26 protein-coding genes are annotated in these 22303 nt (G+C 60.9%); 11 read left to right on the top strand and 15 right to left on the bottom strand.

What is annotated here, in order from left to right:
- Nucleotides 1-7: 7 nt before the first annotated feature.
- From Q1A07_RS06365 to Q1A07_RS06325, 9 genes are all read right to left on the bottom strand, one after another.
- The gene (locus Q1A07_RS06365; protein ID WP_195821588.1) at nucleotides 8-613 is read right to left on the bottom strand and encodes a GNAT family N-acetyltransferase; all 606 of its coding nucleotides are present in this window, start codon (nucleotides 611-613) and stop codon (nucleotides 8-10) included.
- A complete protein-coding gene (locus tag Q1A07_RS06360) occupies nucleotides 610-1167 on the bottom strand; it encodes a GNAT family N-acetyltransferase (RefSeq protein WP_299778818.1) in 558 nt (185 codons plus the stop codon). Before Q1A07_RS06360 ends, Q1A07_RS06365 begins: the two co-directional genes overlap by 4 nt.
- Nucleotides 1164-1667, bottom strand: coding sequence for a GNAT family N-acetyltransferase (locus tag Q1A07_RS06355; RefSeq protein WP_299778816.1), 504 nt, complete (start codon nucleotides 1665-1667; stop codon nucleotides 1164-1166). Before Q1A07_RS06355 ends, Q1A07_RS06360 begins: the two co-directional genes overlap by 4 nt.
- Nucleotides 1664-2182 carry a GNAT family N-acetyltransferase gene (locus Q1A07_RS06350; RefSeq protein WP_299778814.1) on the bottom strand — a complete coding sequence of 173 codons (519 nt, stop codon included), beginning with the start codon at nucleotides 2180-2182 and terminating at the stop codon, nucleotides 1664-1666. Before Q1A07_RS06350 ends, Q1A07_RS06355 begins: the two co-directional genes overlap by 4 nt.
- Before the next feature lies 1 nt (nucleotide 2183).
- Entirely contained in the window at nucleotides 2184-2519 is a 336-nt protein-coding gene (locus Q1A07_RS06345; protein WP_299778812.1) for an NIPSNAP family protein, read from the bottom strand.
- Nucleotides 2516-3058 (bottom strand): GNAT family N-acetyltransferase, encoded by a 543-nt coding sequence (locus Q1A07_RS06340; RefSeq protein ID WP_299778810.1) that lies wholly within the window; start codon nucleotides 3056-3058, stop codon nucleotides 2516-2518. Before Q1A07_RS06340 ends, Q1A07_RS06345 begins: the two co-directional genes overlap by 4 nt.
- A complete protein-coding gene (gene ffh, locus Q1A07_RS06335; protein WP_195821594.1) occupies nucleotides 3055-4560 on the bottom strand; it encodes a signal recognition particle protein in 1506 nt (501 codons plus the stop codon). The genes Q1A07_RS06340 and ffh overlap by 4 nt, the downstream gene beginning before the upstream one ends.
- 184 nt (nucleotides 4561-4744) lie before the next feature.
- Nucleotides 4745-5236, bottom strand: coding sequence for a hypothetical protein (locus Q1A07_RS06330; RefSeq protein ID WP_299778808.1), 492 nt, complete (start codon nucleotides 5234-5236; stop codon nucleotides 4745-4747).
- A gap of 106 nt (nucleotides 5237-5342) precedes the next feature.
- Nucleotides 5343-5921, bottom strand: a complete 579-nt coding sequence (locus tag Q1A07_RS06325; protein WP_299778806.1) for an NAD(P)H-dependent oxidoreductase — start codon at nucleotides 5919-5921, stop codon at nucleotides 5343-5345.
- A 133-nt stretch (nucleotides 5922-6054) separates the two neighbouring features.
- On the opposite strand from Q1A07_RS06325, the gene Q1A07_RS06320 reads away from it, so the two are divergent.
- A complete protein-coding gene (locus Q1A07_RS06320) occupies nucleotides 6055-6933 on the top strand; it encodes a LysR family transcriptional regulator (protein WP_299778804.1) in 879 nt (292 codons plus the stop codon).
- Nucleotides 6930-7847, top strand: coding sequence for a DMT family transporter (locus Q1A07_RS06315; RefSeq protein ID WP_299778802.1), 918 nt, complete (start codon nucleotides 6930-6932; stop codon nucleotides 7845-7847). Before Q1A07_RS06320 ends, Q1A07_RS06315 begins: the two co-directional genes overlap by 4 nt.
- A 126-nt stretch (nucleotides 7848-7973) precedes the next feature.
- Here Q1A07_RS06315 and Q1A07_RS06310 read toward each other — a convergent pair whose 3' ends face one another.
- Nucleotides 7974-8306 (bottom strand): metalloregulator ArsR/SmtB family transcription factor, encoded by a 333-nt coding sequence (locus Q1A07_RS06310; protein ID WP_299778800.1) that lies wholly within the window; start codon nucleotides 8304-8306, stop codon nucleotides 7974-7976.
- 364 nt (nucleotides 8307-8670) lie between these two features.
- Here Q1A07_RS06310 and Q1A07_RS06305 point away from each other — a divergent pair, with 364 nt between their 5' ends.
- The 6 genes from Q1A07_RS06305 to Q1A07_RS06280 all read left to right on the top strand — a co-directional run bounded on the left by Q1A07_RS06305 (nucleotide 8671) and on the right by Q1A07_RS06280 (nucleotide 12311).
- Complete coding sequence (locus Q1A07_RS06305) at nucleotides 8671-9564, top strand: LysR substrate-binding domain-containing protein (RefSeq protein WP_299778798.1); 894 nt, start codon at nucleotides 8671-8673, stop codon at nucleotides 9562-9564.
- 206 nt (nucleotides 9565-9770) lie between these two features.
- The gene (locus tag Q1A07_RS06300; protein ID WP_299779204.1) at nucleotides 9771-10100 is read left to right on the top strand and encodes an AtpZ/AtpI family protein; all 330 of its coding nucleotides are present in this window, start codon (nucleotides 9771-9773) and stop codon (nucleotides 10098-10100) included.
- Between the two features lies 1 nt (nucleotide 10101).
- On the top strand, nucleotides 10102-10845 hold the full coding sequence (locus tag Q1A07_RS06295) for a F0F1 ATP synthase subunit A (protein ID WP_299778796.1): 744 nt from the start codon (nucleotides 10102-10104) through the stop codon (nucleotides 10843-10845).
- Between the two features lie 58 nt (nucleotides 10846-10903).
- The gene (locus Q1A07_RS06290; protein WP_011567586.1) at nucleotides 10904-11128 is read left to right on the top strand and encodes a F0F1 ATP synthase subunit C; all 225 of its coding nucleotides are present in this window, start codon (nucleotides 10904-10906) and stop codon (nucleotides 11126-11128) included.
- 86 nt (nucleotides 11129-11214) lie between these two features.
- A complete protein-coding gene (locus Q1A07_RS06285) occupies nucleotides 11215-11742 on the top strand; it encodes a F0F1 ATP synthase subunit B' (protein WP_299778794.1) in 528 nt (175 codons plus the stop codon).
- A 5-nt stretch (nucleotides 11743-11747) separates the two neighbouring features.
- Nucleotides 11748-12311 carry a F0F1 ATP synthase subunit B gene (locus tag Q1A07_RS06280; protein ID WP_299778792.1) on the top strand — a complete coding sequence of 188 codons (564 nt, stop codon included), beginning with the start codon at nucleotides 11748-11750 and terminating at the stop codon, nucleotides 12309-12311.
- 283 nt (nucleotides 12312-12594) lie between these two features.
- Here Q1A07_RS06280 and Q1A07_RS06275 read toward each other — a convergent pair whose 3' ends face one another.
- Complete coding sequence (locus Q1A07_RS06275) at nucleotides 12595-13365, bottom strand: FCD domain-containing protein (protein WP_299778790.1); 771 nt, start codon at nucleotides 13363-13365, stop codon at nucleotides 12595-12597.
- Between the two features lie 284 nt (nucleotides 13366-13649).
- Between Q1A07_RS06275 and smc the strand changes: the two genes are divergently transcribed.
- Together smc and Q1A07_RS06265 are read left to right on the top strand one after the other, a co-directional pair.
- Nucleotides 13650-17105, top strand: coding sequence for a chromosome segregation protein SMC (gene smc, locus Q1A07_RS06270; protein WP_299778788.1), 3456 nt, complete (start codon nucleotides 13650-13652; stop codon nucleotides 17103-17105).
- Between the two features lie 84 nt (nucleotides 17106-17189).
- Nucleotides 17190-17558, top strand: coding sequence for a hypothetical protein (locus Q1A07_RS06265; protein WP_299778786.1), 369 nt, complete (start codon nucleotides 17190-17192; stop codon nucleotides 17556-17558).
- Nucleotides 17559-17672: 114 nt separating this feature from the next.
- On the opposite strand, the gene Q1A07_RS06260 is transcribed toward Q1A07_RS06265, so the two are convergent.
- The 3 genes from Q1A07_RS06260 to Q1A07_RS06250 are packed head-to-tail and all read right to left on the bottom strand — an operon-like array spanning nucleotide 17673 to nucleotide 20712.
- On the bottom strand, nucleotides 17673-18836 hold the full coding sequence (locus Q1A07_RS06260) for a lytic murein transglycosylase (RefSeq protein ID WP_299778784.1): 1164 nt from the start codon (nucleotides 18834-18836) through the stop codon (nucleotides 17673-17675).
- Between the two features lie 20 nt (nucleotides 18837-18856).
- Nucleotides 18857-19762 (bottom strand): adenosylcobinamide-phosphate synthase CbiB, encoded by a 906-nt coding sequence (gene cbiB, locus Q1A07_RS06255; protein WP_299778782.1) that lies wholly within the window; start codon nucleotides 19760-19762, stop codon nucleotides 18857-18859.
- Entirely contained in the window at nucleotides 19759-20712 is a 954-nt protein-coding gene (locus Q1A07_RS06250; protein ID WP_299778780.1) for a threonine-phosphate decarboxylase, read from the bottom strand. The genes cbiB and Q1A07_RS06250 overlap by 4 nt, the downstream gene beginning before the upstream one ends.
- A gap of 198 nt (nucleotides 20713-20910) precedes the next feature.
- Between Q1A07_RS06250 and Q1A07_RS06245 the strand changes: the two genes are divergently transcribed.
- Nucleotides 20911-21291 carry a response regulator gene (locus Q1A07_RS06245; protein WP_299778778.1) on the top strand — a complete coding sequence of 127 codons (381 nt, stop codon included), beginning with the start codon at nucleotides 20911-20913 and terminating at the stop codon, nucleotides 21289-21291.
- Between the two features lie 33 nt (nucleotides 21292-21324).
- On the opposite strand, the gene Q1A07_RS06240 is transcribed toward Q1A07_RS06245, so the two are convergent.
- Complete coding sequence (locus Q1A07_RS06240) at nucleotides 21325-22299, bottom strand: glutathione S-transferase family protein (RefSeq protein WP_299778776.1); 975 nt, start codon at nucleotides 22297-22299, stop codon at nucleotides 21325-21327.
- Between the last annotated feature and the right edge of the window lie 4 nt (nucleotides 22300-22303).

Genomic DNA, 22303 nt, shown 5'->3' with positions numbered 1-22303 from the left:
ATATGGATCAGTCAATGGCCCATCCTTTCGGTTTAAAGAGCGGGTCGGCATAGTGGCCGATCTCCATCTCGATCCCATGGGCCAGTTGGGAGCCCTGCAAATCAGCCGCGGATGGATGGCGATAGACTGCGTCATTGCCGTCAATCGTTGCCGCCGCCGGGTCTTTGACCGCACCCAAGCGCTCGGCCAGCCGTATGCTGTCGAGATTCTTGGGATCGATGTAGCTGACCGCGGCATCCCAGGCCTTTTCCCGGTAGAGATAGTCGCGCACCTTATGCGTCGCTTCCAGCGCATAGCCTTTCCCGGCCTTGTCCGGCCAGATCACCCAGGCGATTTCCGCTTCGGGCCACTTTGCGGGTTTCCACCCGCCCGCCATGCCCAGCGTTTCATCGGAGGCCTTGTCGTGGATCATCCACATGCCATAGCCGCGGATCTGCCAATGACCGATCTCGGCGGCATAGAGCATCCATGCTTCATAGGCGTTCAGCGGCCCGCCCATGAAACGGGCGCGGTAACTGGTGAAGGTGGCCTTGAAGTCCGGGTAATCCTCGGGCTCCGGCCCGCGCAGGATCAGCCGCCCGGTTTCGAGGCGTGGAATGGAGGTGCCGGTCATGCGTGCGCGCCTCCTGTGCTGTAACGCCAGACCTGGGCGTCATCGACCATGCCGTCCCGCACCGCCCCAAGCCGCGATGCCAAACGGGCGGCGCGGGCGTTTTCGGGATCGATGTAGCTGACCAGCGTTGTCCAGCCCAGTGTATCAAAGGCATGCGCCCGGGCAGCTGTTGCCGCCTCAAAGGCGATGCCTTGCCCCTCGGCCTCGGGCAACAGGAGGAAGCCCAGTTCGGGTTCCAGATCACCGGGTTCAAATCCCAAGAGGACGAAGCCTGCGATGTCGCCTGCCGCGCCAATGGTCCAGACGCCGTGGCCGTGCAACAGCCAGGTGGCCGTCATCTGGGTGAAGTCGGCCCAGGCCTCCTCCCGCGTCATCGGGCCACCGAAGTACGCGCCGCGATCTGTGCAAGCGATGCGGGCAAAAGCGTCGAAATCTTCGACCTTCGGCGCGCGCAACACAAGGCGGTCGGTCACCAGCAGCGGCAACTGGCCTTGCAGCGCAAGCGCAAAGGCGGCCGCAGCACCGGTCGAGGGTGTTTCGCATCCAAATTTCATGGCGTGACCTCGTAGCGGTAGACCAGATCTTCCGCGTCATGGGCCTTGGCCGCCGGATCGTGCGCGGCACCCAACCGCTTGGCCAGCGCGATGGAACGGGTATTGTCGCGATGAATATAGCTTACCAGAGACGTCGGCTGGATCTGCTGCCGTGCGTAGCCCAGCGCCAGTTCACCCGCCTCAAAGGCAATACCGCGCCCTTCGAAACCGTCAAAGAGAAGCCAGCCCAGTTCGGTTTCGGCAAAATGCGGCGGCTGCGTGACGGCGACCTGACCGGCGATCCGTCCGTCCACTTCGATGGCCCAGCCGCCCATGCCCATCAGGGCCCAGCTTCCGACTTCGGACGCGAAGCCGTACCAGAAATGCGTGCGGTTGCGGGGTTGGTCCATGTATCGTGCGCGCGGGGATTGATAGAACGTCCAGAAGGGTTCCATGTCGTCCATGACGTGCGGGCGCAGGATCAGACGGTCGGTCTGCAGGGTTGGGGCTGGCCGTGTCATTCCGCGGCCTCGGGACCGGGGTGGCGGTAGACCTGCAGCGTGCCGTAGACCGGGTGCACGTTGTCCGGCATCTCGCGTGTGGCCCCCATGCGTTCGGCCACCCGGACGGAAGCCGCGTTGCCCGGCGCGATCTGACTGATCAGCGTGGTCATGCCCAGCGTGTCATAGGCAAAGTGTCGCGCGGCGCGTCCGGCTTCGCTGGCGTAACCCTTGCCGTTGCCGCCCCACAGCATCCAGCCGACCTCGGGTTCCGGCCAGTCCAGCGGCGCATGCAGCCCCACAAGGCCAATGGCGCCGGGCGTGTCCTTGCGTTCGACCATCCAGCGCCCGAAACCGCGCAATTGCCAATGGCCCAGCACTTCGGCCGTATACCGCCAGACCTCGAAATCCTTCATCGGGCCGCCCACAAACTGCGCCGCCTCGCTGGCGTAAAACTCCGCAAAGGCAGCGACGTCGCCTTCTGTGGGCGCGCGCAGGATCAGCCGATCCGTGGTGATGACGGGGATCGGGGTCACGTTACATCAATCCCAGACCAGCCGGGCTTTCGCCTTCCAGCACCGGGCGGGTGAAGTGGCGGTCATAGCGGCGGATGCACTGTGTGCGTTCGGCGTGCGCATAGGTCGCGATGCAGGCGGGGTCCGTTGCCATCTCGGTGCGATAGGCCTCGTAGGCGGCGAGCAAGGGAAAGCTGAAGGCGCACCAGGCCAGATCGGAGGGCCCTTCGGAGGGCAGCCAGTAGCCGTGATGCGTGCCGCCCATGCGGGTGACGTTGTGAATCCACGCTTTGGCGTAGATTTCAAAATCCGCCACTTTCGCCGGGTCGATTTCGTATTTCAGGAAACAGGTGATCATGCGACCTCCCCCTGCTGCGCCAGTTCAAAGCCGAAGACGTCGCGGCTGTGCCCGTCAGGGAAGCTGTCGCGGCGCAGTTTCATGCCGCCCAGACGGTCCACGAGACGCAGGGCTGCAGCATTTGTGTCGCGGACATGTGTTTCCACGACCGTCCATCCCAGCGTGTCCCGCGCGTAAACCAACACCGCACGGGCCGCTTCGGTGGCAAAGCCTTTGCCGCGCGCGGTTCCGAGCAGCCACCACGTCAGCTCATGGCTGGGCCAGCCGTCCCAATGCACGATGCCGCAGCCACCGATGGGTGCATCTGTTTCGCGGTCGACCATCACGAATTTGCCGAAGCCCTTCATGTGCCAATGCCCGATGTCCGCCGCCAGACGCACGCTGGCCTGATCCGGTCGCAGGGGGCCGCCGTAGAAGTAACCGTCACCCGTTTGCGCATCAAAGAAGGCAGCATAAAGCGCTGTATCCGCAGCACAGGGCATGCGGAGAATAAGGCGCGTCGTTTCCAGCACCGGGGTATCAGCGACCGGGGATGTCATTTCTTTTTACCAAATCCTGACAGGCCGGGGGGCAGGGGCATACCGCCGCCCATCCCACCGAGGCCACCGGGCAGCTTGCCGCCCATGGCCTTCGCTGCGGCCTCAAGCTGTTTCGGGTCCATCTGAGATGGGTCCATGCCCGGCATTCCGCCTTTACCCATCATGCCCTTCATCGCCTGTTTCAGCATGCCGCCTTTGCCCATGCGGCCCATCTTCTTCATCATATCGCCCATCTGACGCTGCATCTTGAGCAGTTTGTTGAGCTCGGAAACTTCGAGCCCTGCGCCCTTGGCGATGCGTTTTTTGCGGGAGGCCTGCAGGATCTGCGGGTTGGCGCGTTCCTTCTTGGTCATCGACTGGATGAGTGCAATCTGGCGCTTGAGGATGCTGTCATCCATCCCCGCCGCCTCGACCTGCTTGGCCATCTTGCCCATGCCGGGCATCATGCCCATCATGCCTTCCATCCCGCCCATCTTGAGCATCTGTTCCAGCTGCATCTTGAGGTCGTTCATGTTGAACTGACCCTTGGCCATGCGCTTCATCATCTTTTCGGCCTGCTCGGCCTCGATGGTTTCCTGCGCCTTCTCCACCAGCGCCACGATGTCGCCCATCCCGAGAATTCGGCCCGCGATGCGTTCAGGCTCGAAGGTCTCGATGGCGTCCATCTTTTCGCCAAGGCCCACGTATTTGATCGGCTTGCCAGTCACGGCACGCATCGAGAGCGCAGCACCACCGCGCCCGTCACCGTCCATCCGGGTCAGCACGACGCCGCTCACGCCGATCTTGTCGTCGAATTCCGTGGCCACGTTGACCGCGTCCTGACCGGTCAGGCCATCGACCACCAGCAGCGTTTCGCGTGGGTTGGCCACGTCGCGTACGGCGGCGGCCTGGGCGATCAGCTCCTGATCAATATGCAACCGACCGGCAGTGTCGAGCATATAGACATCGTAGCCCCCCAGGCCCGCCTGCGTCTTGGCGCGCTTGGCGATGGCGACGGGGTCTTCGCCCTTGACGATGGGCAGGGTATCGACGCCGATCTGGGTGCCGAGGATGGCGAGTTGTTCCATCGCGGCGGGACGGTTCACGTCCAGCGAGGCCATGAGCACGCGCTTGCCGTCCCGGTCTTTCAGACGTTTGGCCAGTTTCGCGGTGGTGGTGGTTTTACCGGAGCCCTGCAGGCCGACCATGAGAATCGGTGCGGGCGGGTTGTCGATTTTCAGCGCGCCGGGTTCGCCTTCACCTTTCAACACGTCGATGAGCGCGTCATGCACGATCTTGACGACCTGCTGGCCGGGCGTGATCGATTTGGTGACCGCCTGTCCGGTGGCCTTCTCCTGCACGGCTTTTACGAAATCGCGGGCAACGGGCAGGGAGACGTCAGCCTCCAGCAGCGCCACGCGCACCTCGCGCAGGGCGGTGGCCACGTCGTCCTCAGACAGCGCGCCCTGTTTCGTGAGCCGGTCAAAGACGCCGGAGAGGCGTTCGGACAGATTTTCAAACATGGGCCATGGCCCCTTTCGATGTCGGTTGCGGGATGCTCCTGATGTAGGAGGTCCGCGGGTCTTGCACAAATGCCCGGCCGGGCCTGAAACGAAAAGCGCCCCCGTGGGCGCAACGCGCTGACGGAGGGCGATCCCGCAAAGGCCGGGACCGGAAGATCGAAGCTTCCGGATGTTCGGATGGCGTTTAGGCTGTGGACCGGGCGGAGTCAAGCCAGGCGTTGATCCGGCCAACAACCTGTCTGGCCTGCTGACCGCTGCGGTAGCTGTGGGTCAGCCCGTGGCGGTTTTCCAACCGGTCGGCACCCAGAACGAGGGCAACGCGGTGGCAGTCGGGGTCTTCATGGTTTCCCTTGTGGGTCTGGACCATGGCCCGGGTCACCGTGTCGAGCGGGTGGGTTTCGAACTGGTCCCCGGCAAGGCGCCGCTTTCTCAGGGTGTAGGTGCGGGCGCGGCGGTCAAAGATGACCTGCACCCGCTCGACCGCGAACCAGAACGAGGGTCCCATCAGAAGGAGCGTGACGGCAAGGACAAAGAGCGCCTTGCCCGTGTCGCCCTCTGCATAGGAGGCCATGGCCGCGTAGAGCAGCAGCAGTGTCAGCGCCACAAGCGCCAGCGCCAGCAGGAGAGGCCGGTGTTCGATCACCAGCCGGTCCGGGGTGTCCGTCAGGATTCTCATGGCGTCATGACACCCGGGGAAGGTGGTGGATTCAGGGCAGATTCGGCACAAAAAAATGGCGCAGAGTCCAAGCCCTGCGCCACGCAGTGGTCACCGGACCAGATGGTCAGGCGGCAAGCGCGTCGATCTGCGCATTGGCATCGGCGATGGCCTTGTCTGCATCGGCCATCACTCGGTCGGCGGTCACGAAGTCCACGTCGGTGATCCCGACGAACCCCATGATGTGCCGCATGTAGCCCGAAGCGAAATCGATGTCAGACCCGACCGGAGTGCCGCCAGTGGCTAGCGCGATCACCGCGCGTTTGCCCTCCAGCAGGCCGACGGGGCCATTTTCGGTGTATTTGAAGGTCAGGCCCGCGCGGGCGATCTGGTCGATCCAGGCCTTGAGCGCAGCAGGCACCCCGAAGTTGTAGACCGGCACGCCGATCACCAGCACATCCGCCGCCGTGACCTCCTGCACCAGCGTGTCGGAGAGCGCGAGCGTATCTTTTTGCGCCGGGTTGCGTTGAGCGGCGGGGGTGAAATTGGCACTGACCCAGGCCTCGGTGATCTGGGGCACGGCCTCGCTCAGATCGCGGCGGATCACGGTGCCGCCGAGTTTTTCGACGATGGAGGCGGTCAGCTGGCGGGTGGTCGATCCGGCAAAGCGGGCGGAAGCATCAATGTGCAGAATGGTCTGTGTCATTTGGGATGTCCTTCATGAATAGATCAGATTTCTTTCTTCGTGCATCAAATATGGATGTTGCAATTTTGAACGCAATTGATGATATTTCACATGAAGTGTGCGACGTTGCACATCAGTGGGGCAGTGGTGCGATATGGATAACTGGGACGAGATCAAGACTGCCTATCAGGTAGCACGCATGGGAACCGTCAGCGGTGCGGCCGATGTGCTGGGCGTGCATCATGCGACGGTGATCCGCCATATCGATGCGATTGAGGGACGTCTTGGCGTCAAACTGTTTCAGCGCCATGCGCGTGGTTACACGGCCACCGAGGCCGGGCAGGATCTGTTGCAGGTTGCCCAGGCGACGGATGATCAGTTCAGTCAATTGGCCGGTCGCATCAAGGGGCTTGGCAACGAGGTTTCAGGCGATCTGGTGATCACCTCGTTGATCAGCCTGGCACCGAGAATGGTGCCCTTGCTGTCACAGTTCCAGACGCTCTACCCGGATGTAGTTCTGCGTTATCTGACGGGCGAACGACTCTTCCGGCTTGAATATGGCGAGGCGCATGTGGCCATTCGCGCGGGTACCGTGCCAGAGCAGCCGGACAATGTCGTTCAGGCATTTCACCATCAGCATATGGGGCTTTACGCCACGCGGGAGTATCTCAGGACGCATGGCACGCCGAAGTCTATCGAAGACGTCAAGGGTCACCGCTTTGTCGGCCATGACAGTGATGACAGTCGCGCCCCGTTTAACCGCTGGCTGCGCGCGCACATTCCCGCTTGCGTGCTGACGTTCCGGTCAACTGATACACGTGCGCTCGAGATCGCCGTGAAATCGGGCGCTGGCATTGGGTTTATCCCGGTGCTGGAGGCGCGCGAAAATCCTGATCTTGTCGAGGTCTTCCCACGTCAGGAGGATTGGTCCGCACCCCTGTGGCTGGTCACCCATGTGGACCTTCATCGCACCACAAAGGTGCAGGCCTTTTTAAGCTATCTCAAAGAACAGGCGAAAGGCTGGGATGTATGACGCCGGGCGCGCAGGGTCATCTGGCCATGCTGGCTTTCTCCGCATTGGTTGCCGGTTCGTTTTCCCTCGGCGCACAGGCCGCGAACGAGATTGACCCGGCTGTATTGAATGCCGCACGCTTCGCGCTGGCAGCACTGGTGATCGGGGTGGCAGCAGCGGTGACAACAGGGTTGCCGCGCACCGCCTTCCAGGCACCATGGCGGTATGCGCTGCTGGGGGGAACCTTTGCCATCTATTTCGTCTTGATGTTCGAAGGGTTAAAGACCGCTGCCCCGGTCAGTGCGGCGGCAGTCTTTACCCTGACCCCGGTGATGGCAGCGGGTTTCGGTTGGGTGCTGCTGCGCCAGATCACGACGCCGCGTATGGCGCTGGCACTTAGCATCGGTGCAGCAGGAGCGCTCTGGGTAATCTTCCGGGCCGATCTAGAAGCATTGCGCGCGTTTGAGATTGGGCGCGGCGAAGCGATCTACTTCTTTGGCTGCGTGGCCCACGCGATCTACACGCCCATGGTGCGCAAGCTGAACCGGGGGGAGCCAGCGGTGGTTTTCACCTTTGGCATGTTGGTCGCGGGCGCTCTGCTGTTGACGCTTTATTCATGGTCAGACATTGCCGCGACGGAGTGGACGGGCCTGCCAGCCATCGTATGGATCACACTCATCTACATCGCCGTATTTGCGTCTGCGGCCACCTTCGTGTTGCTGCAATTCGCGACACTGCGTCTGCCGAGCGCCAAGGTCATGGCTTATACCTACCTGACGCCGAGCTGGGTGATTCTTTGGGAAATCGCCTTTGGCAACAGCGTTCCGCATCCCTTGGTGCTTGGGGGTGTTGTGTTGACCATTGTCGCGCTTGCACTGCTTTTACGCGATGACGGCGCCCGACCTGTGGAACAAGAACTGCGACAGGCGCGTTGATCTCCTGACAAAACTCAATGAGAGGAACCGGAAATGCGTAGTATTATTTATCTTGTCGGACTTGTGGTTGTGGTTATGGCGGTGATCAATCTCGCAACCTGAGTGTTCCGACAGAAGCTTAAGCGCTCATGCGCTTTCTTCGGGTAGTTCGGTTGCGAGGAACCTCTCAAATGCGTCTAGGTTCACCGGTTCGAACTGCCCGAAGCCTTGCATCCAGACCGAAGCTGCCCGCAAAGCATCCGGTTCCAGTTTGCACCACTTTACGCGGCCTCGCTTTTCCTGAGAAATCAATCCTGCCGCGGTAAGAACACCAAGGTGTTTGGAGATGGCTGCCAGTGACATCTCGAATGGCTCCGCCACATCCGTGACGGCCATGTCGTCTTCCAATAGCATCGTCAGAATGGTCCGGCGCGTCGGATCCGCCAGTGCTGCGAAGGCCTGATCGAGGTCACGTGTCATCCCTCTTCATAACGCCCGCAGATCAGCAGGAAAAGCCCGTCAGCCGCGCGGGTGATGCTCGGTCTGCGAGGGCAACCTTATCCTATGGCGCTCCAGGTCGGCCTCAGATAACCCTATATCACGGGCCAAGTGGTCGCTGATCTGGCCGATATGCGAGCCCTTCCGGCGTGGTCGAAACCATTTCAGACAGCGCCTGATTGTGATTTTTTCTAACATTCCGCCAAAGCTCAACCTTGCGCGCGGACGCGTCATATCTGTCATGGGGCATACTCTTGATAAGGATTTCCACTAAGATGCATCAGATGGCGTTTGATTTCAAAATCAATTGCTTGACGTAACCTGTGCAAAAAATGCACATATTCTTATGATGAGACAACTTCCCCCACTGAACGCGCTGCGGGCTTTTGAGGCGGCAGGCCGGCACGAGAGTTTTTCGCGGGCTGCGGAGGAGCTTGGAGTGAGCCACTCCGCAATCAGCCGACATGTGCGTGGACTGGAAGATCGCCTGAACACACGGCTCTTTCGGGATCTGTCCCGGGGCGTCGAACTGACGGCAGACGGGGCCGCTTACCTTGGACGGATCACACCCGCTCTGGACGCCATTGCCGAGGCGACTGAGCGGGTGATCGAGCGCCCCGCTGGCGTGATTATGGTCAACAGCGAGCCGCTTTTTGCCAGCAAATGGCTGATCCCGCGGCTATCGAGCTTCCATGAAGCATACCCGGATATCGAAATTCGGCTGGAAGGATCGCGGTGGTTGGCTGATGTGAACCGCTATGAGGCGGATGTAGCCATTCGATTCCTCAAAACCCCTGGGTCCAACCCGGATGGCATTTTGCTGAGTGATGCACCGCTCTATCCCTATGCGGTGCCGGGTCTCGTCGACCTGCCCCTGTCTGAACCGCGTGATTTGGTGCAACATACCTTGTTTCGGGACCGGTCAAGTGGCACATGGGGCGTCTGGTTTGCTTTGGCAGGCGAGCGGGACCCGGAGATCGTACCGGCACCAGGCTGGCGCATGCGATCGCATCTGGCTTACGAGGCGACCCTGGCCGGGCAGGGCGTTTATCTGACGTCCGATGAAGTAACATCGCTTGATGTGGCGGCGGGTCGGTTACAGCGCCTCTCCGACATCGGATTTCGCGAGGGCGGTTACTACATGCTGCTCGGTGAAGGCGCGCTGCGCCGCAAACCTGTCCGGCTCTTTCGTGACTGGCTGCTGACCGCCAGCGCACCACATCGTGGACAGCCGATCTGAAAAAGATCAACCAAATGGTTGAATGAGAGAAACGACGCAAATACGCATGCCGCGCATGTAGCACACATGAAGATCGCCTTTCATTGTTCCAAAAATATGCATAAAAACAAGTGCTTGAACTGGCAATCCGACCATGCGCGGGCCGCTTGACTCGCATCGTTCCGCACAATAGCAACGGCGCAACCATCCAGTGGGGTGTTTTGCACGTGACGGACCCGGACGAACAGCAGCGACTGGCGCAGCTCGAAGCGCGGATCGAGGCGGCAAAACAGGGGCAGGCGCCCAAACCTCGTCAGGATGAGCACTATTCCCAGGCGCAACTGGCCTGGCGCATGGTGATCGAATTGGTGGCCGGTCTCGGGATCGGTTTCGGCATCGGATACGGGCTCGACAGCCTGCTCGGGACTCTCCCGATCTTTCTGGTGCTCTTTACATTGCTGGGCCTCGCGGCGGGCATCAAGACGATGCTGCGGTCGGCGCAAGAGGTGCAGGAGAAGAAGTTGGCCGAAGAGGCCGAAAAGGACGAGGGAGCCTGAGATGGCGGAAGCAGAAGGCGGCGGTTTGGTTTTCAAACCCATGGAGCAGTTCGAGATCAAATCGCTCTTTGGCGGTGAGGTCATGTGGTACACGCCAACGAACACGGCTTTCTGGATGGGCCTGTCGATTGTCGCCATTATCGTCCTGCTGGTTCTGGGCAGCCGTCACCGCGCCATCGTGCCGAGCCGGTCGCAATCGGTTGCCGAGCTTGCCTACGGCTTCATCTACAAGATGGTCGAAGACATCTGCGGCAAAGAAGGTCTGCGGTATTTCCCTTATATCATGACGCTGTTCATGTTTATCGTTTGCGCGAATTTCCTCGGGCTGATCCCGACGTCGTTCACGCCGACCTCGCATTTTGCGGTCACGGTCGTGCTGGCGCTTGCGGTCTTCATCACTGTCACTATTCTGGGCTTCGTCAAGAATGGCGCGGCTTTCCTGAGCCTCTTCTGGGTGTCGTCCGCGCCGCTGGCGCTGCGCCCCGTTCTGGCGATCATTGAGATCATTTCCTATTTCGTGCGCCCCGTGAGCCACTCCATTCGTCTGGCAGGCAACGTCATGGCGGGCCACGCGGTGATCAAGGTGTTCGCAGGCTTCGCCGCCATCGCGGCGGTCAGCCCCGTGGCTGTGCTCGGCATCACCGCGATGTACGGGCTGGAGGTGCTGGTGTCCTTTATCCAGGCCTACGTCTTTACCATCCTCACATGCGTGTATCTCAAGGACGCGCTGCATCCGCATCACTAATTCGGGCGACTTTTACACCCGTCCAAATACTCAACTTCCAATCGTAAGGAGAATTCACATGGAAGGCGAACTCGCACACATCGGCGCAGGTCTGGCAGCAATCGGGTCTGGTGCCGCCGCAATCGGGGTTGGCAACGTGGCCGGCAACTACCTGGCAGGCGCTTTGCGCAACCCATCCGCTGCTGCATCGCAAACAGCAACACTCTTCATCGGTATCGCTTTCGCAGAAGCGCTGGGGATCTTCGCATTCCTCGTCGCCCTGCTGCTGATGTTCGCCGTCTAAGACGTCTACGACGACATTCCTTACGGTCGGGCGGCGGTGATTGGCACCGCTGCCCGATGTAATGGGGCGGTTCGAAGGAGACCAACATGGCAACCGAAACACACAGCGCGGACGCGGCTTCCTCCGGGGGCATGCCACAGCTCGATTTCTCGACCTGGGGTAACCAGATTTTCTGGTTGGTGCTCACGCTCATCGTTATTTATTTTGTGCTGTCGCGCGTGGCTCTGCCCCGCATTGCGGCCATTTTGGCGGAACGTCAGGGGACAATCACAAGTGATCTGGCTGCAGCCGAAGACCTGAAGGCGAAGGCGAAGGAGGCGGAAGCCACCTATGAGAAAGCACTGGTTGACGCCCGTGCCGAGGCGCACCGCATCGTTGCCGAAGCCAAGGCCGAAATCCAGGATGATCTGGACGCGGCAATTGCCAAGGCGGATGCTGAAATCGCGGCCAAATCCGCTGAATCCGAAAAGGCGATTGCCGAAATTCGCGCGGGCGCGATGGAAGCGGTCAAGGATGTTGCCACTGAAACGGCGCAGGAAATCGTTAGTGCCATGGGTGGCAAAGCTGATGGCAAAGCTATCACAGCGGCTGTTGATGCCCGGCTGAAAGGATGAGCGACATGCGGAAGTTGACCGGACTTACACTGTTAGCGCTGCTCACCGCTGGCCCCGCTGCCGCAGCGAGCGGTCCCTTCTTCTCCCTGAAGAATACCGATTTCGTCGTGCTTTTGGGTCTGATCGTCTTCGTTGCGATCCTGATCTACTTCAAAGTGCCCTCGATGATTGGGGGCATGCTGGACAAACGCGCCGACGGCATCCAGTCCGAACTGGACGAGGCCCGCGCTTTGCGCGACGAGGCGCAATCGCTGTTGGCCAGCTACGAGCGCAAGCAGCGCGAGGTGCAGGAACAAGCGGATCGCATCGTTGCCGCGGCCAAGGAAGAGGCCACCGTCGCGGCAGAGCAGGCGCGCGCTGATCTCGCCGTCTCTCTTGAACGGCGGATGGCCGCCGCGCAGGAGCAGATTGAAAATGCGCAAACCGCCGCCATCAAGGAAGTGCGTGACCAGTCCGTGACGGTCGCGATGTCCGTGGCGCGGCAAGTGATTGCCAAACAGATGACGGCCGCGCAAGGCAACAGCCTGATCGATAGTGCAATTGCCGAGGTAGATGCCAAGCTGCATTGATTGGCACTTCACAAAAAGCGTCGAAAAACCCGGCTTTAAGGCCGGGTTTTTTTGTCCAGCCCGTCATGCAAAACTCAAATGGCATACCAAGATTGGCCAGATTAAACCCGCCATGCTTTTCTTCGTATTCTTGGATCAGTCTTTCCCCTAAATCTCTCTCTCAAAAACCAACGAGAGTTGGTGACAAAGGTACTGATCAGAGGGGCCTGGCGGACATGGAGTTGCAGGTTTGGCGCACCGTCATGATGTATAATACTGGCGCGCGGCATCTGTCCCACGCAGATCAGTGTTTCTGCACTTCGTGGTCTAGACGCTGCTTAGCGACCTCTTCGTTTCGGCTGGCCCTGATCTGGTCCTGAAGGCAAACCTCGACGTAGTCGAGATGCGCCTCGACAGCGGCCCGCGCGCCCTCGGGATCGCGCACCTGCAGTGCCTGGTTGATGGCTCTGTGTTGGTCAAGCAGCATGCCCCGGGTAGCGCGCTGTTTGAACATGATCTGCCGATTGTAGAACACGCCCTCGCGCAGTAGTTCGTACATGGACCGCATCATGTGCAACATGACCACGTTGTGGCTGGCCTCGATGATCGCCATGTGAAACTGCGCATCCAGCCGCGCCTCGTCTTCCGGATTACGTTTGGCGTGGGCGGCTTCCATCTTGTCAAAAACGGCCTGCACCACGCGCAGATCAGTGTCAGAGGCCAATCGTGCCGCGCGTTCCGCCGCCAGCCCCTCCATGTCCCGGCGAAAAGAGAGATAGTCGAAAACCGCCTCATCGTGACGGGCGAACAGCTGAACCAGCGCAGGTGCAAAGGCGGAGCCCAGCACATCCGCCACATAGACGCCGGCACCTGCTCGGGCCGTCAGTAACCCCTGATCCTGCAAGGTGCCGATGGCGTCTCGCAGACTGGGGCGGGACACGTGCAGCCGCTCGGCCAACTCGCGTTCTGCTGGCAGCCGTTCGCCCGGCCGCAGAATGCCGCGCAGGATCAGCTCTTCGATCTGACGGACCACGGCCGAAGAGAGCTTTTCAGACTGTACCGGTCGAAAGGGCATTGGGGCTCCATTTTGGTCAAATTATATGACCACTTCTACCTGAGGGTAAACTCTTTTCCTCACTCCACAGCGTCTTTCAGCCGTGGCTACCCAGTATCGTTCGCGAGTTTCGCGATATGGATACGACCAGTCGGGTTGGCGTGGATACAGAACCTTTCATCACGTGGCGCAACAATATCTTGTGGATAACTCCGCCTACTACCCACCTTGTAGGGTGTTTTGGTTGACAGGCCCTGCTGTCCCCCACAGTCTAGTGGACCATAGGAATCAATGTCAGGCACGTTTTGCGCTTTTCCAAACTCAGACTGACGGGCTTTAAAAGCTTCGTGGATCCCACCGATCTGATCATCGCGGATGGTCTGACCGGCGTGGTGGGGCCAAACGGCTGCGGCAAGTCCAATTTGTTGGAGGCGCTGCGCTGGGTCATGGGCGAAAACCGTCCCACGGCGATGCGCGGCGGCGGCATGGAGGACGTGATTTTTGCCGGTGCCGCCACACGGCCCGCGCGCAACTTTGCCGAGGTTGCCCTGCATATCGACAACTCGGATCGCCTGGCGCCTGCCGGTTTCAACGACGCGGATCAGTTGGAGATCGTGCGCCGGATCACCCGCGATGTCGGCAGCGCCTATAAGGTCGGTGCCAAGGATGTACGCGCTCGCGACGTGCAGATGCTTTTTGCCGACGCCTCCACCGGTGCGCACAGCCCCGCGCTGGTGCGGCAGGGTCAGATTGCCGAACTGATCAACGCCAAGCCGAAGAACCGGCGCCGCATTCTGGAGGAAGCTGCCGGGATCAGCGGGCTGTACCAGCGGCGGCATGAGGCTGAACTGAAGTTGAAAGGCGCTGAGACGAATCTGGCGCGTGTTGATGATGTGATCGAGCAATTGGCCAATCAGCTAAGCCAGTTGGCGCGCCAGGCACGGCAAGCGGCGCGGTATCGCGAGATCGGCAATGAGTTGCGCCGGGCCGAAGGCATGTTGCTCTATCGTCGCTGGCGCGAGGCGGATGAGGCACGGGCTGTTGGCGAAGAGAGCCTGCGCGGGCGCGTCACCGAAGCAGCGCAAGCTGAGGCGGCTGTGCGGCAGGCGGCCAAGGTGCGGGAAGAAGCTGAAAACGCCTTGCCCTCGCTGCGTGAAGAGGAGGCGATTGCAGCTGCCGTTTTGCAGCGCCTGACGGTGGAACGTGACACGCTGAACGATCAGGAAACGCGGGCTCTGGCGCTGATCGAAACGCTCACTGGTCGGATCGCGCAGCTGGGCCATGATATCGAGCGTGAAGGCGGGTTGAACCGGGACGCGGGCGAGACCATCGAACGGCTGGAGTGGGAAGCGGGCGAGCTGGCCAAGGCCACCGAAGGCCATGAGGAAAAGCTGGCCGAAGCCGCGGAGGCGGCACGCGAGGCGGCGGCAGTGTTGCAGACCCGCGAAGACGACATGTCGCAACAGACCGAAGATATGGCGCGTTTGTCTGCACGGCACGGCTCGGCCCAGCGATTGCTGGAAGACAGCCGGAAAACGCAGGACAAATCCGAAGCGGAAGCCGTCAAAGCGCGTGAAGCCGTCGCGGTGAGTAAGGCGGCGCTGGCACAGGCGGGCGTGGATTTTGCCTCCGCCGAAGCGGCCGAAAAAGAGGCGGTTGCGACGGCGGAAAAGGCGGATGCGGCGCTGATCGAGGCAGAAGAGGCGCGGGCGGAAACCCAGGCGCGTGAAGCCGAGGCGCGGGCACAACGCTCCGAAGCCGAAGGCGAGATGAATGCGCTGCGCGCGGAGGCCGGCGCGCTGGCCAAACTGGTGGATAGGGATACTGCCGAGGGCGGTCAGGTGCTTGACCAACTGCACGTGAAATCGGGGTACGAAAAGGCGCTGGGGGCAGCATTGGCGGATGATCTGCGCGCGCCGGAAGTGGCAGCAGATGGCCCATCCGGCTGGGCGGCACTGCCTGCGTATGACCGTCATCAGGCCCTGCCCGAGGGGGTAAAGCCGCTGTCGCTTTTTGTTGATGTCCCTGAGGTTCTGTCCCGGCGGATCAGCCAGATCGGTCTGGTTGAGGCGGACGAAGGGCCGCGTTTGCAGGCTGCCTTGAGCCCGGGTCAGCGGCTTGTGTCATCCGAGGGAGACTTGTGGCGCTGGGACGGGTTCCGCGCCTGGGCCGAAGATGCGCCCTCTGCTGCAGCATTGCGGTTGCAACAACTCAACCGGCTGGAAGAGCTCAAGCAAAATCTGGAAGTGGCTACGCAGCGCGCCGAAGGAGCGCAGGCGGCGCACGAAATGCTGGGTGCGCGATTGGCAGAGCTGACCAAGGCGGATGCCTTGGCGCGCGAGGCTCGGCGGGCGGCGGACAAGCTGATGGCCGACGCCGGGCGTCGTCTCAGCCGGGCGGAAGCGGACCGCAATCTGGCAGAGGGCAAGCTTGAATCGCTTGGGCTGGCGGTGGCGCGCCACGAGGAAGAAGCGATGGCGGCGCGCACCCGTTTCAAGGAAGCGGAGCGCGCGCTGGAAGAGCTTGGCGATCTCGATGAAGCCCGCGCGTTGGTCGAGACCGTGCGCATGGCAGTGGAAGCAGCGCGGATCACCATGATGTCGCGCCGGTCTGCCCATGACGAGTTGCGCCGCGAAGGGGAGGCGCGCACCAAACGCGCGCAGGAGGTGACCAAGGAAATCAGTGGCTGGCGGCACCGTCTGGAGACGGCAGAGAAACGCAGTGCGGAATTGGTGGCGCGCAAGACAGCTACCGAAGAAGAACTGGCACTCGCCAGTGCGGCACCCGAAGAGATCGCCGAGAAACGTGCCGAAATGAGCACGTCGATCACCATTGCCGAAGCGCGCAAGGCACAAAGCTCGGACGCGCTCTCGACCGCAGAGGGCGCTTTGCGCACAGCAACGCAGGCAGAGCGGGACGCGGAACGGGTGGCGTCGGAGGCGCGCGAGGCGCGGGCCCGGGCAGAGGCGCGTAGCGATGCGGCACGCGAGACCGTGGCGCTGGCGGCCGAGCGCATCGCGGATGAGGCGCAAGTCACGCCCAACCAGCTTCTGGGCCAATTGGACGTCACACCAGATGCCATGCCCGCTGCAGATGCGCTTGAAGCGGATGTTAACCGGTTGAAGCGGCAACGCGACGCCCTGGGTGCGGTGAACCTGCGCGCAGAGGAAGATGCCTCTGAGGTGCAGACAGAGTACGACACGCTGACGGGCGAAAAGGCCGATCTGGAAGAGGCCATCAAAACGTTGCGGGCTGGGATTGCCAGCCTGAACCGCGAAGGCCGTGAACGTTTGCTTACGGCGTTTGAGCAGGTGAATTCGAATTTCTCCATGCTCTTCACCCATCTCTTTGGCGGCGGCGAAGCCAATCTGGTGATGGTGGAAAGCGACGACCCGCTGGAGGCGGGTTTGGAAATCATGTGCCAGCCGCCGGGCAAGAAACTCAGCACCCTGAGCTTGCTCAGCGGGGGGGAACAGACGCTGACGGCAATGGCGCTGATCTTTGCGGTCTTTCTGGCAAATCCGGCGCCGATCTGCGTGCTCGACGAGGTGGATGCGCCGCTGGACGACGCAAATGTGACCCGGTTCTGTGACCTGCTGGACGAGATGTGCCGCCAGACCGAAACGCGGTTTCTGATCATCACGCACCATGCGGTGACGATGGCGCGCATGGACCGGCTGTTCGGTGTCACCATGGCTGAACAGGGGGTGAGCCAGCTGGTGTCCGTTGATCTCAAGAAGGCGGAAACGCTGGTCGCCTAGCAATCTTTCCTCTGTGGGTGGTGAAGGCGCGAGGATCACCCGATCGTGTCTTGGGTCTTTTGCATTCAGAGATAGAGTGACAGGATGAAAAGATTTCTCTTTTTAACTGTATTGCTCATCTCTCCCCTGACCGTTCTTGCACAGGATTGGCAGTTTCGCGATGGCGACCGGGCGCTCGATCATGCAGAGGTTATGGCGTTGACTGAAGGCCAGACGCTTGTGTTCTTCGATGAAGGCCAATCGAAATTTTCATCCGGCGGCGCCTATTCCTATACCTACGCCAGTGGCGAATCCGCCTTTGGACGGTACCGCGTGAAACCTGATGGCACGGTGTGTATCGATTATCGCAATGGTTTTGCGCGATGTGACAGGTATGTGGAGAGCGGCACGCGGATCGTGATGCTGACCGAGAAAGGCGAACGGTTTCCAATACGTGCGCGCAGTGCGGAATAGAGAAGACCCTGCGGCACAAGGGCGCGCAGGGTCAAAGGTAAAAACAAACCTGAATGTATGTTTCGCCTGAGAAATTAAGAATTTGCCGCTAAAAAGAAGTAAACGGCGAGGACGTCAAAGCCGCGCAAGCAGGGTGGGCGTGGGCCATGCATCGGCTGGCAGGCCCAGTCTTTTCTGCTCTGCCTGAACGGCCGCGCGGGTGCGCGCGCCCAGAATGCCGTCGACCTTTCCTACATTGTGTCCGCGCGCCTGCAGCTTGCGCTGTAGCTCCTTGGTTTGCGCGCCGTTTAGCCCTTGCTCGGGCGATCCGGCGTCATAGACCGGCGCCCCTTGCAGGCGCGTGCCAAAGTAGGCCGCTGTCAGAACATAGGTAAAGCTTTGATTCCATTCAAAATAAACGCGGAAATTGGGGTATGCGATAAAGGCAGGGCCCTTATGGCCCTGGGGCAGGATCAAAGAGGCTTTGAGGCCCCGCTGCAAACTGCCCTGCCGCGCACGAACGCCCAAACCTTCCCAGGCGGAGGTGGATTTCACCACGTTCAGACCGCTTTGCGACCAGTCGAACTGGGCCGGGACCTGCACTTCTTGCAGCCACGGCTCACCCGCGCGCCAGCCGAGGTTTTGCAGCATCTTGCCGCCAGACATCAGGGCATCTGCAGGCGAGGTTTTTAATGAAACCTTACCATCGCCATCGCCGTCAACGCCATTTTCGAGGATATCGCGCGGCAGCATCTGCACCATGCCGATTTCCCCGGCCCAGGCACCCGTGGTGGTGCGGGGATCAAAGGCACCCTGTTCAAAAAGTTCCAAAGCGGCAAAGACCTGTGGCCGGAAGAGCTCAGGCCTGCGGCAATCATGTGACAGGGTGACCAGCGCATTGGCGGTGTTGAAATCCCCCTGAAAACCGCCGTAATCCGTCTCGAACGCCCAGAAGGCCAGCAAAACACCACGGTCCACGCCATATCTCTGTTCGACCTGATCAAAGATCGCATCATACTTCCGGGCATTGCTCTGGCCGCGTTTCAGACGATCCGCGGAAATCAGGCGTTTGGAAAAATCGAGAAACGGGCGTTGGAAAACGCCCTGCGCGCGGTCTGCCTTGATCACGCTCGGCTCCTGTCGGACGCCTGAAAAGAACTGCTCAACGGCGGATTTACCATGTCCCTTTGCAACCGCCTCGGCCTTGAGGTCGTTCACGAAACTACTAAACGATCCACCGCAAGCCTGGGCAGCAAAAGGCAGGGCAGACAGACAAAGGGCAAGAAGGGGAAGGCGCATCACAAATCTCCGCGTTCAGGTCACATCAAAACAAGCAGAACACAGAGCGCGAGAAACCCGCCCCATGCTTTCCACAGCATCGCGATACCGGCGTCAATGTCTACCGGTGTGAGGATACTGCGGCCTTCCGGGTTAACGTAAGGAAAATCATGCATCTGACCATCATAGGCGCGGGGTCCGGCCAGCGCGACGCCAAGCGCGCGGGAAAGCGCCGCTTCGGGCCAGCCGGCGTTGGGAGAGCGGTGGCGACCTGCGTCTGCGCGGATGCCCGCGAGGTCAAAGCAGCGGGCAGGCAGGGCCAGCAGAGCTGCGGTGAGCCGGGCCGGGATCAGGTTCAGCACATCGTCAAGCCGTGCCGCGGCCCAGCCGAATGTTTCATGGCGTGGGGTTCGGTAGCCGATCATGCTGTCTGCGGTGTTGATCAGCTTGTAGACTACCAACCCCGGCAACCCGGCGATCAGAAACCAGAAGGCCGGGGCAATCACCCCGTCAGAGAGGTTTTCCGCCGCACTTTCGAGGGCGGCACGGACCACGAGGGTTTCGTCCATTGCGCTGGTATCGCGGCTGACGATGCGGGCGACCATGCGCCGACCTTCGAGCAGCGACATCCGCAATCCATCCGCGACGGCGGCCACATGTTGCACGAGCGACTTTTGCGCAAGGAGCATGGCGGCAACGACAATCTCGACCAGCGGACCCGCCGTGCTGAGCAGGTACCCCAACACGCCCCCCACAATCACGAGGGCCATTGTGCACAGGATTCCGTTGCGGCGTTTGTTGTTTCCGGTATTGAACCGATTATCCAGCAAACCAACGAGACGCCCCATCATAACGGCGGGATGCGGGACGCGGTCCCAGAGCCAGCGGGGCTCCCCCAGAAGAGCGTCGAGGCACAGGGCACAGATCAGGACGGCTGCAGTGCTCATGCAAGGGCCGCCGCAACCCGCGGCCAGTGCAGCGCATGTGGCAGACCAAGGCGCAGCCAGTGCGGGTTGTATGGAAAGACGCGGCTCCAGATCCTGTGGTGGGCAAGCCGGGTTTGCCAGACGACGGCATCCTCTACCTCGTAGAGCCGGAACAGGGTGGTCCCGCCCAGCACCCGCGCCCCTGCACTCTCCATCTGCGCGTCCAATCGCGCGGCGTCTTCGGCCAGGCGCGCCCCGGTGGCGCGGGCCCACTCCGCATCGGCCAGCGCAGCCGCGCCCACATGTAGGGCGGGCCCTGACACGGCCCAGGGTCCTACCGCATCGCTTAGCCGCGCGACAAGGGCGGGATCACCTGCGATGAAGCCGAGTCGCAGACCCGCCAGCCCCCAGAATTTGCCAAAGCTCTTGAGAACCAGCGTACCGGGCCGCGCGGAGAGAGAGATCAGCGATTGCGTCGGTGCCACGTCGCAAAAGCTTTCATCGATGATGGTAAGCGCTGCGTCGGGGCAGGGTAATGTCTCTGCCGTCCATATCTTGCCATCGGGGTTGTTGGGGTGCACGACGACCTGCGCCTCTGCCGGTGCGGCATTCGTGACGCGCCAGTCCGCAGCGCGAAAGGCTGCCGCATGTTCATTGTACGTCGGCCTGGGGATGCAGACCGCACCTCTGGCGGCAAGCTGTGGGGTCTGCGCGATCAGCGCGGATGCCCCGGATGCAGCCATCAACCCGACGCCGTCAGGTACCTGCCAGAAGGCACGGGCGGCCGCAATCACATCGGCAAGGGCGTTCTTGTCGGGCAGAGCGGTCCAGCAGTCCGGGGGGAGTGTCTTGAGCGGGTAAGGATGCGGATTGATACCCGTCGACAGGTCAATCCAGCCGATTCGGCTACCCCCAAACCGTGCAATTGCAGCATCCAGCCCGCCCCCATGATCGCGTTCGCGTTTCGTCAACAATATGCTCCAAAACCGAGAAACGTGGCGCAAAACCGCAGCTTTGCCCGTTGCTAAAAGCGGAAACTGGCCGGTTATTCAAGTGTGATCAGAATTGATAAAGATGTCGTTGATTGCTTAATGGTTTGTTAACCTTTGAGGCACACGACAGATGTTACGGTGTGAAACAATTCCGGCGTTTACCGGGATGGAGGACAGATGAAGGTTCTGATTGTTGAGAGCCAAAACGATCTGGCTAAAATTTGGCAAAGACATCTCGAGCGCATGGGTATGGATGTCGCGAGCGCATCCGGGCAATCGGATGCGATTGGCCACCTGAGCACACATGAAACGGATATCATCATTATGGACCTTGTCCTGAATGAGGGGTCCGCCCTGGCGGTTGCGGATTACGCAAGCTATCGGCTGCCCGAGGCAAAGGTGATCTTTGTCACCAACACCTCGTTCTTCTCGGATGGCTCGATTTTCTCGCATGCAACCAATGCCTGCGCCTTTGTGCAGAGTGCAACACCTCCCGAAGATCTTGCGGCAATGGTCGAACACTACGGAGCACCAACACAGCATTCCGGTGCGGCCTGACCGCGTGGGGACGACGTTAAAAATCAAATAGAGTTAACCGCGGCCATGCGGTGCCATGAAATCCAGATCGGGCCCGACGGGCACGATCCGGTGCGGATTTATGCTTTCGTGGCTGTAGTGGTAGTGCCGGATGATGTGCTGGAAATTCACGGTCTCTGACACGCCGGGTGTCTGAAAGAGATCGCGGGTATAGGCCCAGAGGTTGGGGTAATCGATCAGCCGCCTTCGATTGCATTTGAAATGCAGGTGATACACCGGGTCAAAGCGCACCAGTGTGGTGAAAAGCCGCCAGTCGGCTTCTGTCTGCCGGTCCCCCATCAGGTAACGGGTGTCCGACAGGCGCGTTTCCAGCCAGTCCAGCGTGTCAAAAAGTGGCATGACCGCTGCGTCGTAAGCCGCTTGCGTGGTGGCAAACCCGGCCTTGTAGACGCCGTTGTTGACGGTGTCGTAGATGCGGTCATTCACCGGGGCGATGGCATCGCGCAGGGGCTCTGGCCAGAAGTCATCGGTGTTGCCCGTCAGGCCGTTGAACGCCCCGTTGAACATGCGGATGATTTCGGAGCTTTCGTTGGACACGATGGTTTCGCGCGACTTGTCCCAGAGGATCGGCACCGTGACCCGACCGGAAAAGACCGGGTCAGCCTTGGTGTAAAGGTCACGTGCAAAAGGGAGGTTGTAGAGCGTGTCACCCGTGGCACCCGAATTATCCGCCTCGAAGGTCCAGCCATCGCTCAGCATGTCAGGATGCACCGCGGAGACAGAGATATGCTCTTCCAAGGCTTTGAGTTTGCGGAAAACGAGGGTTCGGTGCGCCCAGGGGCACGCGTAGCTGACATAGAGGTGATAGCGGCCCGAATCGGGTGTGAACCCTCCCGTGCCGCTAAGCCCCGGGGCGCCGTCTGCCGTAATCCAGTTGCGAAACTGCGCATCAGCCCGTTTGAAGCTGCCGCCTGTGGACTTCGTATCGTACCAGCGATCGTGCCACACCCCGTCGATCAAAAGCCCCATCTTC

This window comes from uncultured Roseobacter sp., assembly GCF_947492555.1.
In the GTDB taxonomy this organism is placed as follows: domain Bacteria; phylum Pseudomonadota; class Alphaproteobacteria; order Rhodobacterales; family Rhodobacteraceae; genus Roseobacter.
Note: the sequence above shows the minus strand (reverse complement) of the source record. Positions and strands in the feature narration are given on the sequence as shown.

What these genes read in the sequence shown, in the direction of transcription:
- Q1A07_RS06365 (WP_195821588.1), bottom strand. Translation starts at nt 613, where the DNA reads ATGACCGGCACCTCCATTCCACGCCTCGAAACCGGGCGGCTGATCCTG.
- Q1A07_RS06360 (WP_299778818.1), bottom strand. Translation starts at nt 1,167, where the DNA reads ATGAAATTTGGATGCGAAACACCCTCGACCGGTGCTGCGGCCGCCTTT.
- Q1A07_RS06355 (WP_299778816.1), bottom strand. Translation starts at nt 1,667, where the DNA reads ATGACACGGCCAGCCCCAACCCTGCAGACCGACCGTCTGATCCTGCGC.
- Q1A07_RS06345 (WP_299778812.1), bottom strand. Translation starts at nt 2,519, where the DNA reads ATGATCACCTGTTTCCTGAAATACGAAATCGACCCGGCGAAAGTGGCG.
- Q1A07_RS06340 (WP_299778810.1), bottom strand. Translation starts at nt 3,058, where the DNA reads ATGACATCCCCGGTCGCTGATACCCCGGTGCTGGAAACGACGCGCCTT.
- ffh (WP_195821594.1), bottom strand. Translation starts at nt 4,560, where the DNA reads ATGTTTGAAAATCTGTCCGAACGCCTCTCCGGCGTCTTTGACCGGCTC.
- Q1A07_RS06330 (WP_299778808.1), bottom strand. Translation starts at nt 5,236, where the DNA reads ATGAGAATCCTGACGGACACCCCGGACCGGCTGGTGATCGAACACCGG.
- Q1A07_RS06325 (WP_299778806.1), bottom strand. Translation starts at nt 5,921, where the DNA reads ATGACACAGACCATTCTGCACATTGATGCTTCCGCCCGCTTTGCCGGA.
- Q1A07_RS06320 (WP_299778804.1), top strand. Translation starts at nt 6,055, where the DNA reads ATGGATAACTGGGACGAGATCAAGACTGCCTATCAGGTAGCACGCATG.
- Q1A07_RS06315 (WP_299778802.1), top strand. Translation starts at nt 6,930, where the DNA reads ATGACGCCGGGCGCGCAGGGTCATCTGGCCATGCTGGCTTTCTCCGCA.
- Q1A07_RS06310 (WP_299778800.1), bottom strand. Translation starts at nt 8,306, where the DNA reads ATGACACGTGACCTCGATCAGGCCTTCGCAGCACTGGCGGATCCGACG.
- Q1A07_RS06305 (WP_299778798.1), top strand. Translation starts at nt 8,671, where the DNA reads ATGATGAGACAACTTCCCCCACTGAACGCGCTGCGGGCTTTTGAGGCG.
- Q1A07_RS06295 (WP_299778796.1), top strand. Translation starts at nt 10,102, where the DNA reads ATGGCGGAAGCAGAAGGCGGCGGTTTGGTTTTCAAACCCATGGAGCAG.
- Q1A07_RS06290 (WP_011567586.1), top strand. Translation starts at nt 10,904, where the DNA reads ATGGAAGGCGAACTCGCACACATCGGCGCAGGTCTGGCAGCAATCGGG.
- Q1A07_RS06285 (WP_299778794.1), top strand. Translation starts at nt 11,215, where the DNA reads ATGGCAACCGAAACACACAGCGCGGACGCGGCTTCCTCCGGGGGCATG.
- Q1A07_RS06280 (WP_299778792.1), top strand. Translation starts at nt 11,748, where the DNA reads ATGCGGAAGTTGACCGGACTTACACTGTTAGCGCTGCTCACCGCTGGC.
- Q1A07_RS06275 (WP_299778790.1), bottom strand. Translation starts at nt 13,365, where the DNA reads ATGCCCTTTCGACCGGTACAGTCTGAAAAGCTCTCTTCGGCCGTGGTC.
- Q1A07_RS06265 (WP_299778786.1), top strand. Translation starts at nt 17,190, where the DNA reads ATGAAAAGATTTCTCTTTTTAACTGTATTGCTCATCTCTCCCCTGACC.
- Q1A07_RS06260 (WP_299778784.1), bottom strand. Translation starts at nt 18,836, where the DNA reads ATGCGCCTTCCCCTTCTTGCCCTTTGTCTGTCTGCCCTGCCTTTTGCT.
- cbiB (WP_299778782.1), bottom strand. Translation starts at nt 19,762, where the DNA reads ATGAGCACTGCAGCCGTCCTGATCTGTGCCCTGTGCCTCGACGCTCTT.
- Q1A07_RS06245 (WP_299778778.1), top strand. Translation starts at nt 20,911, where the DNA reads ATGAAGGTTCTGATTGTTGAGAGCCAAAACGATCTGGCTAAAATTTGG.
- Q1A07_RS06240 (WP_299778776.1), bottom strand. Translation starts at nt 22,299, where the DNA reads ATGGGGCTTTTGATCGACGGGGTGTGGCACGATCGCTGGTACGATACG.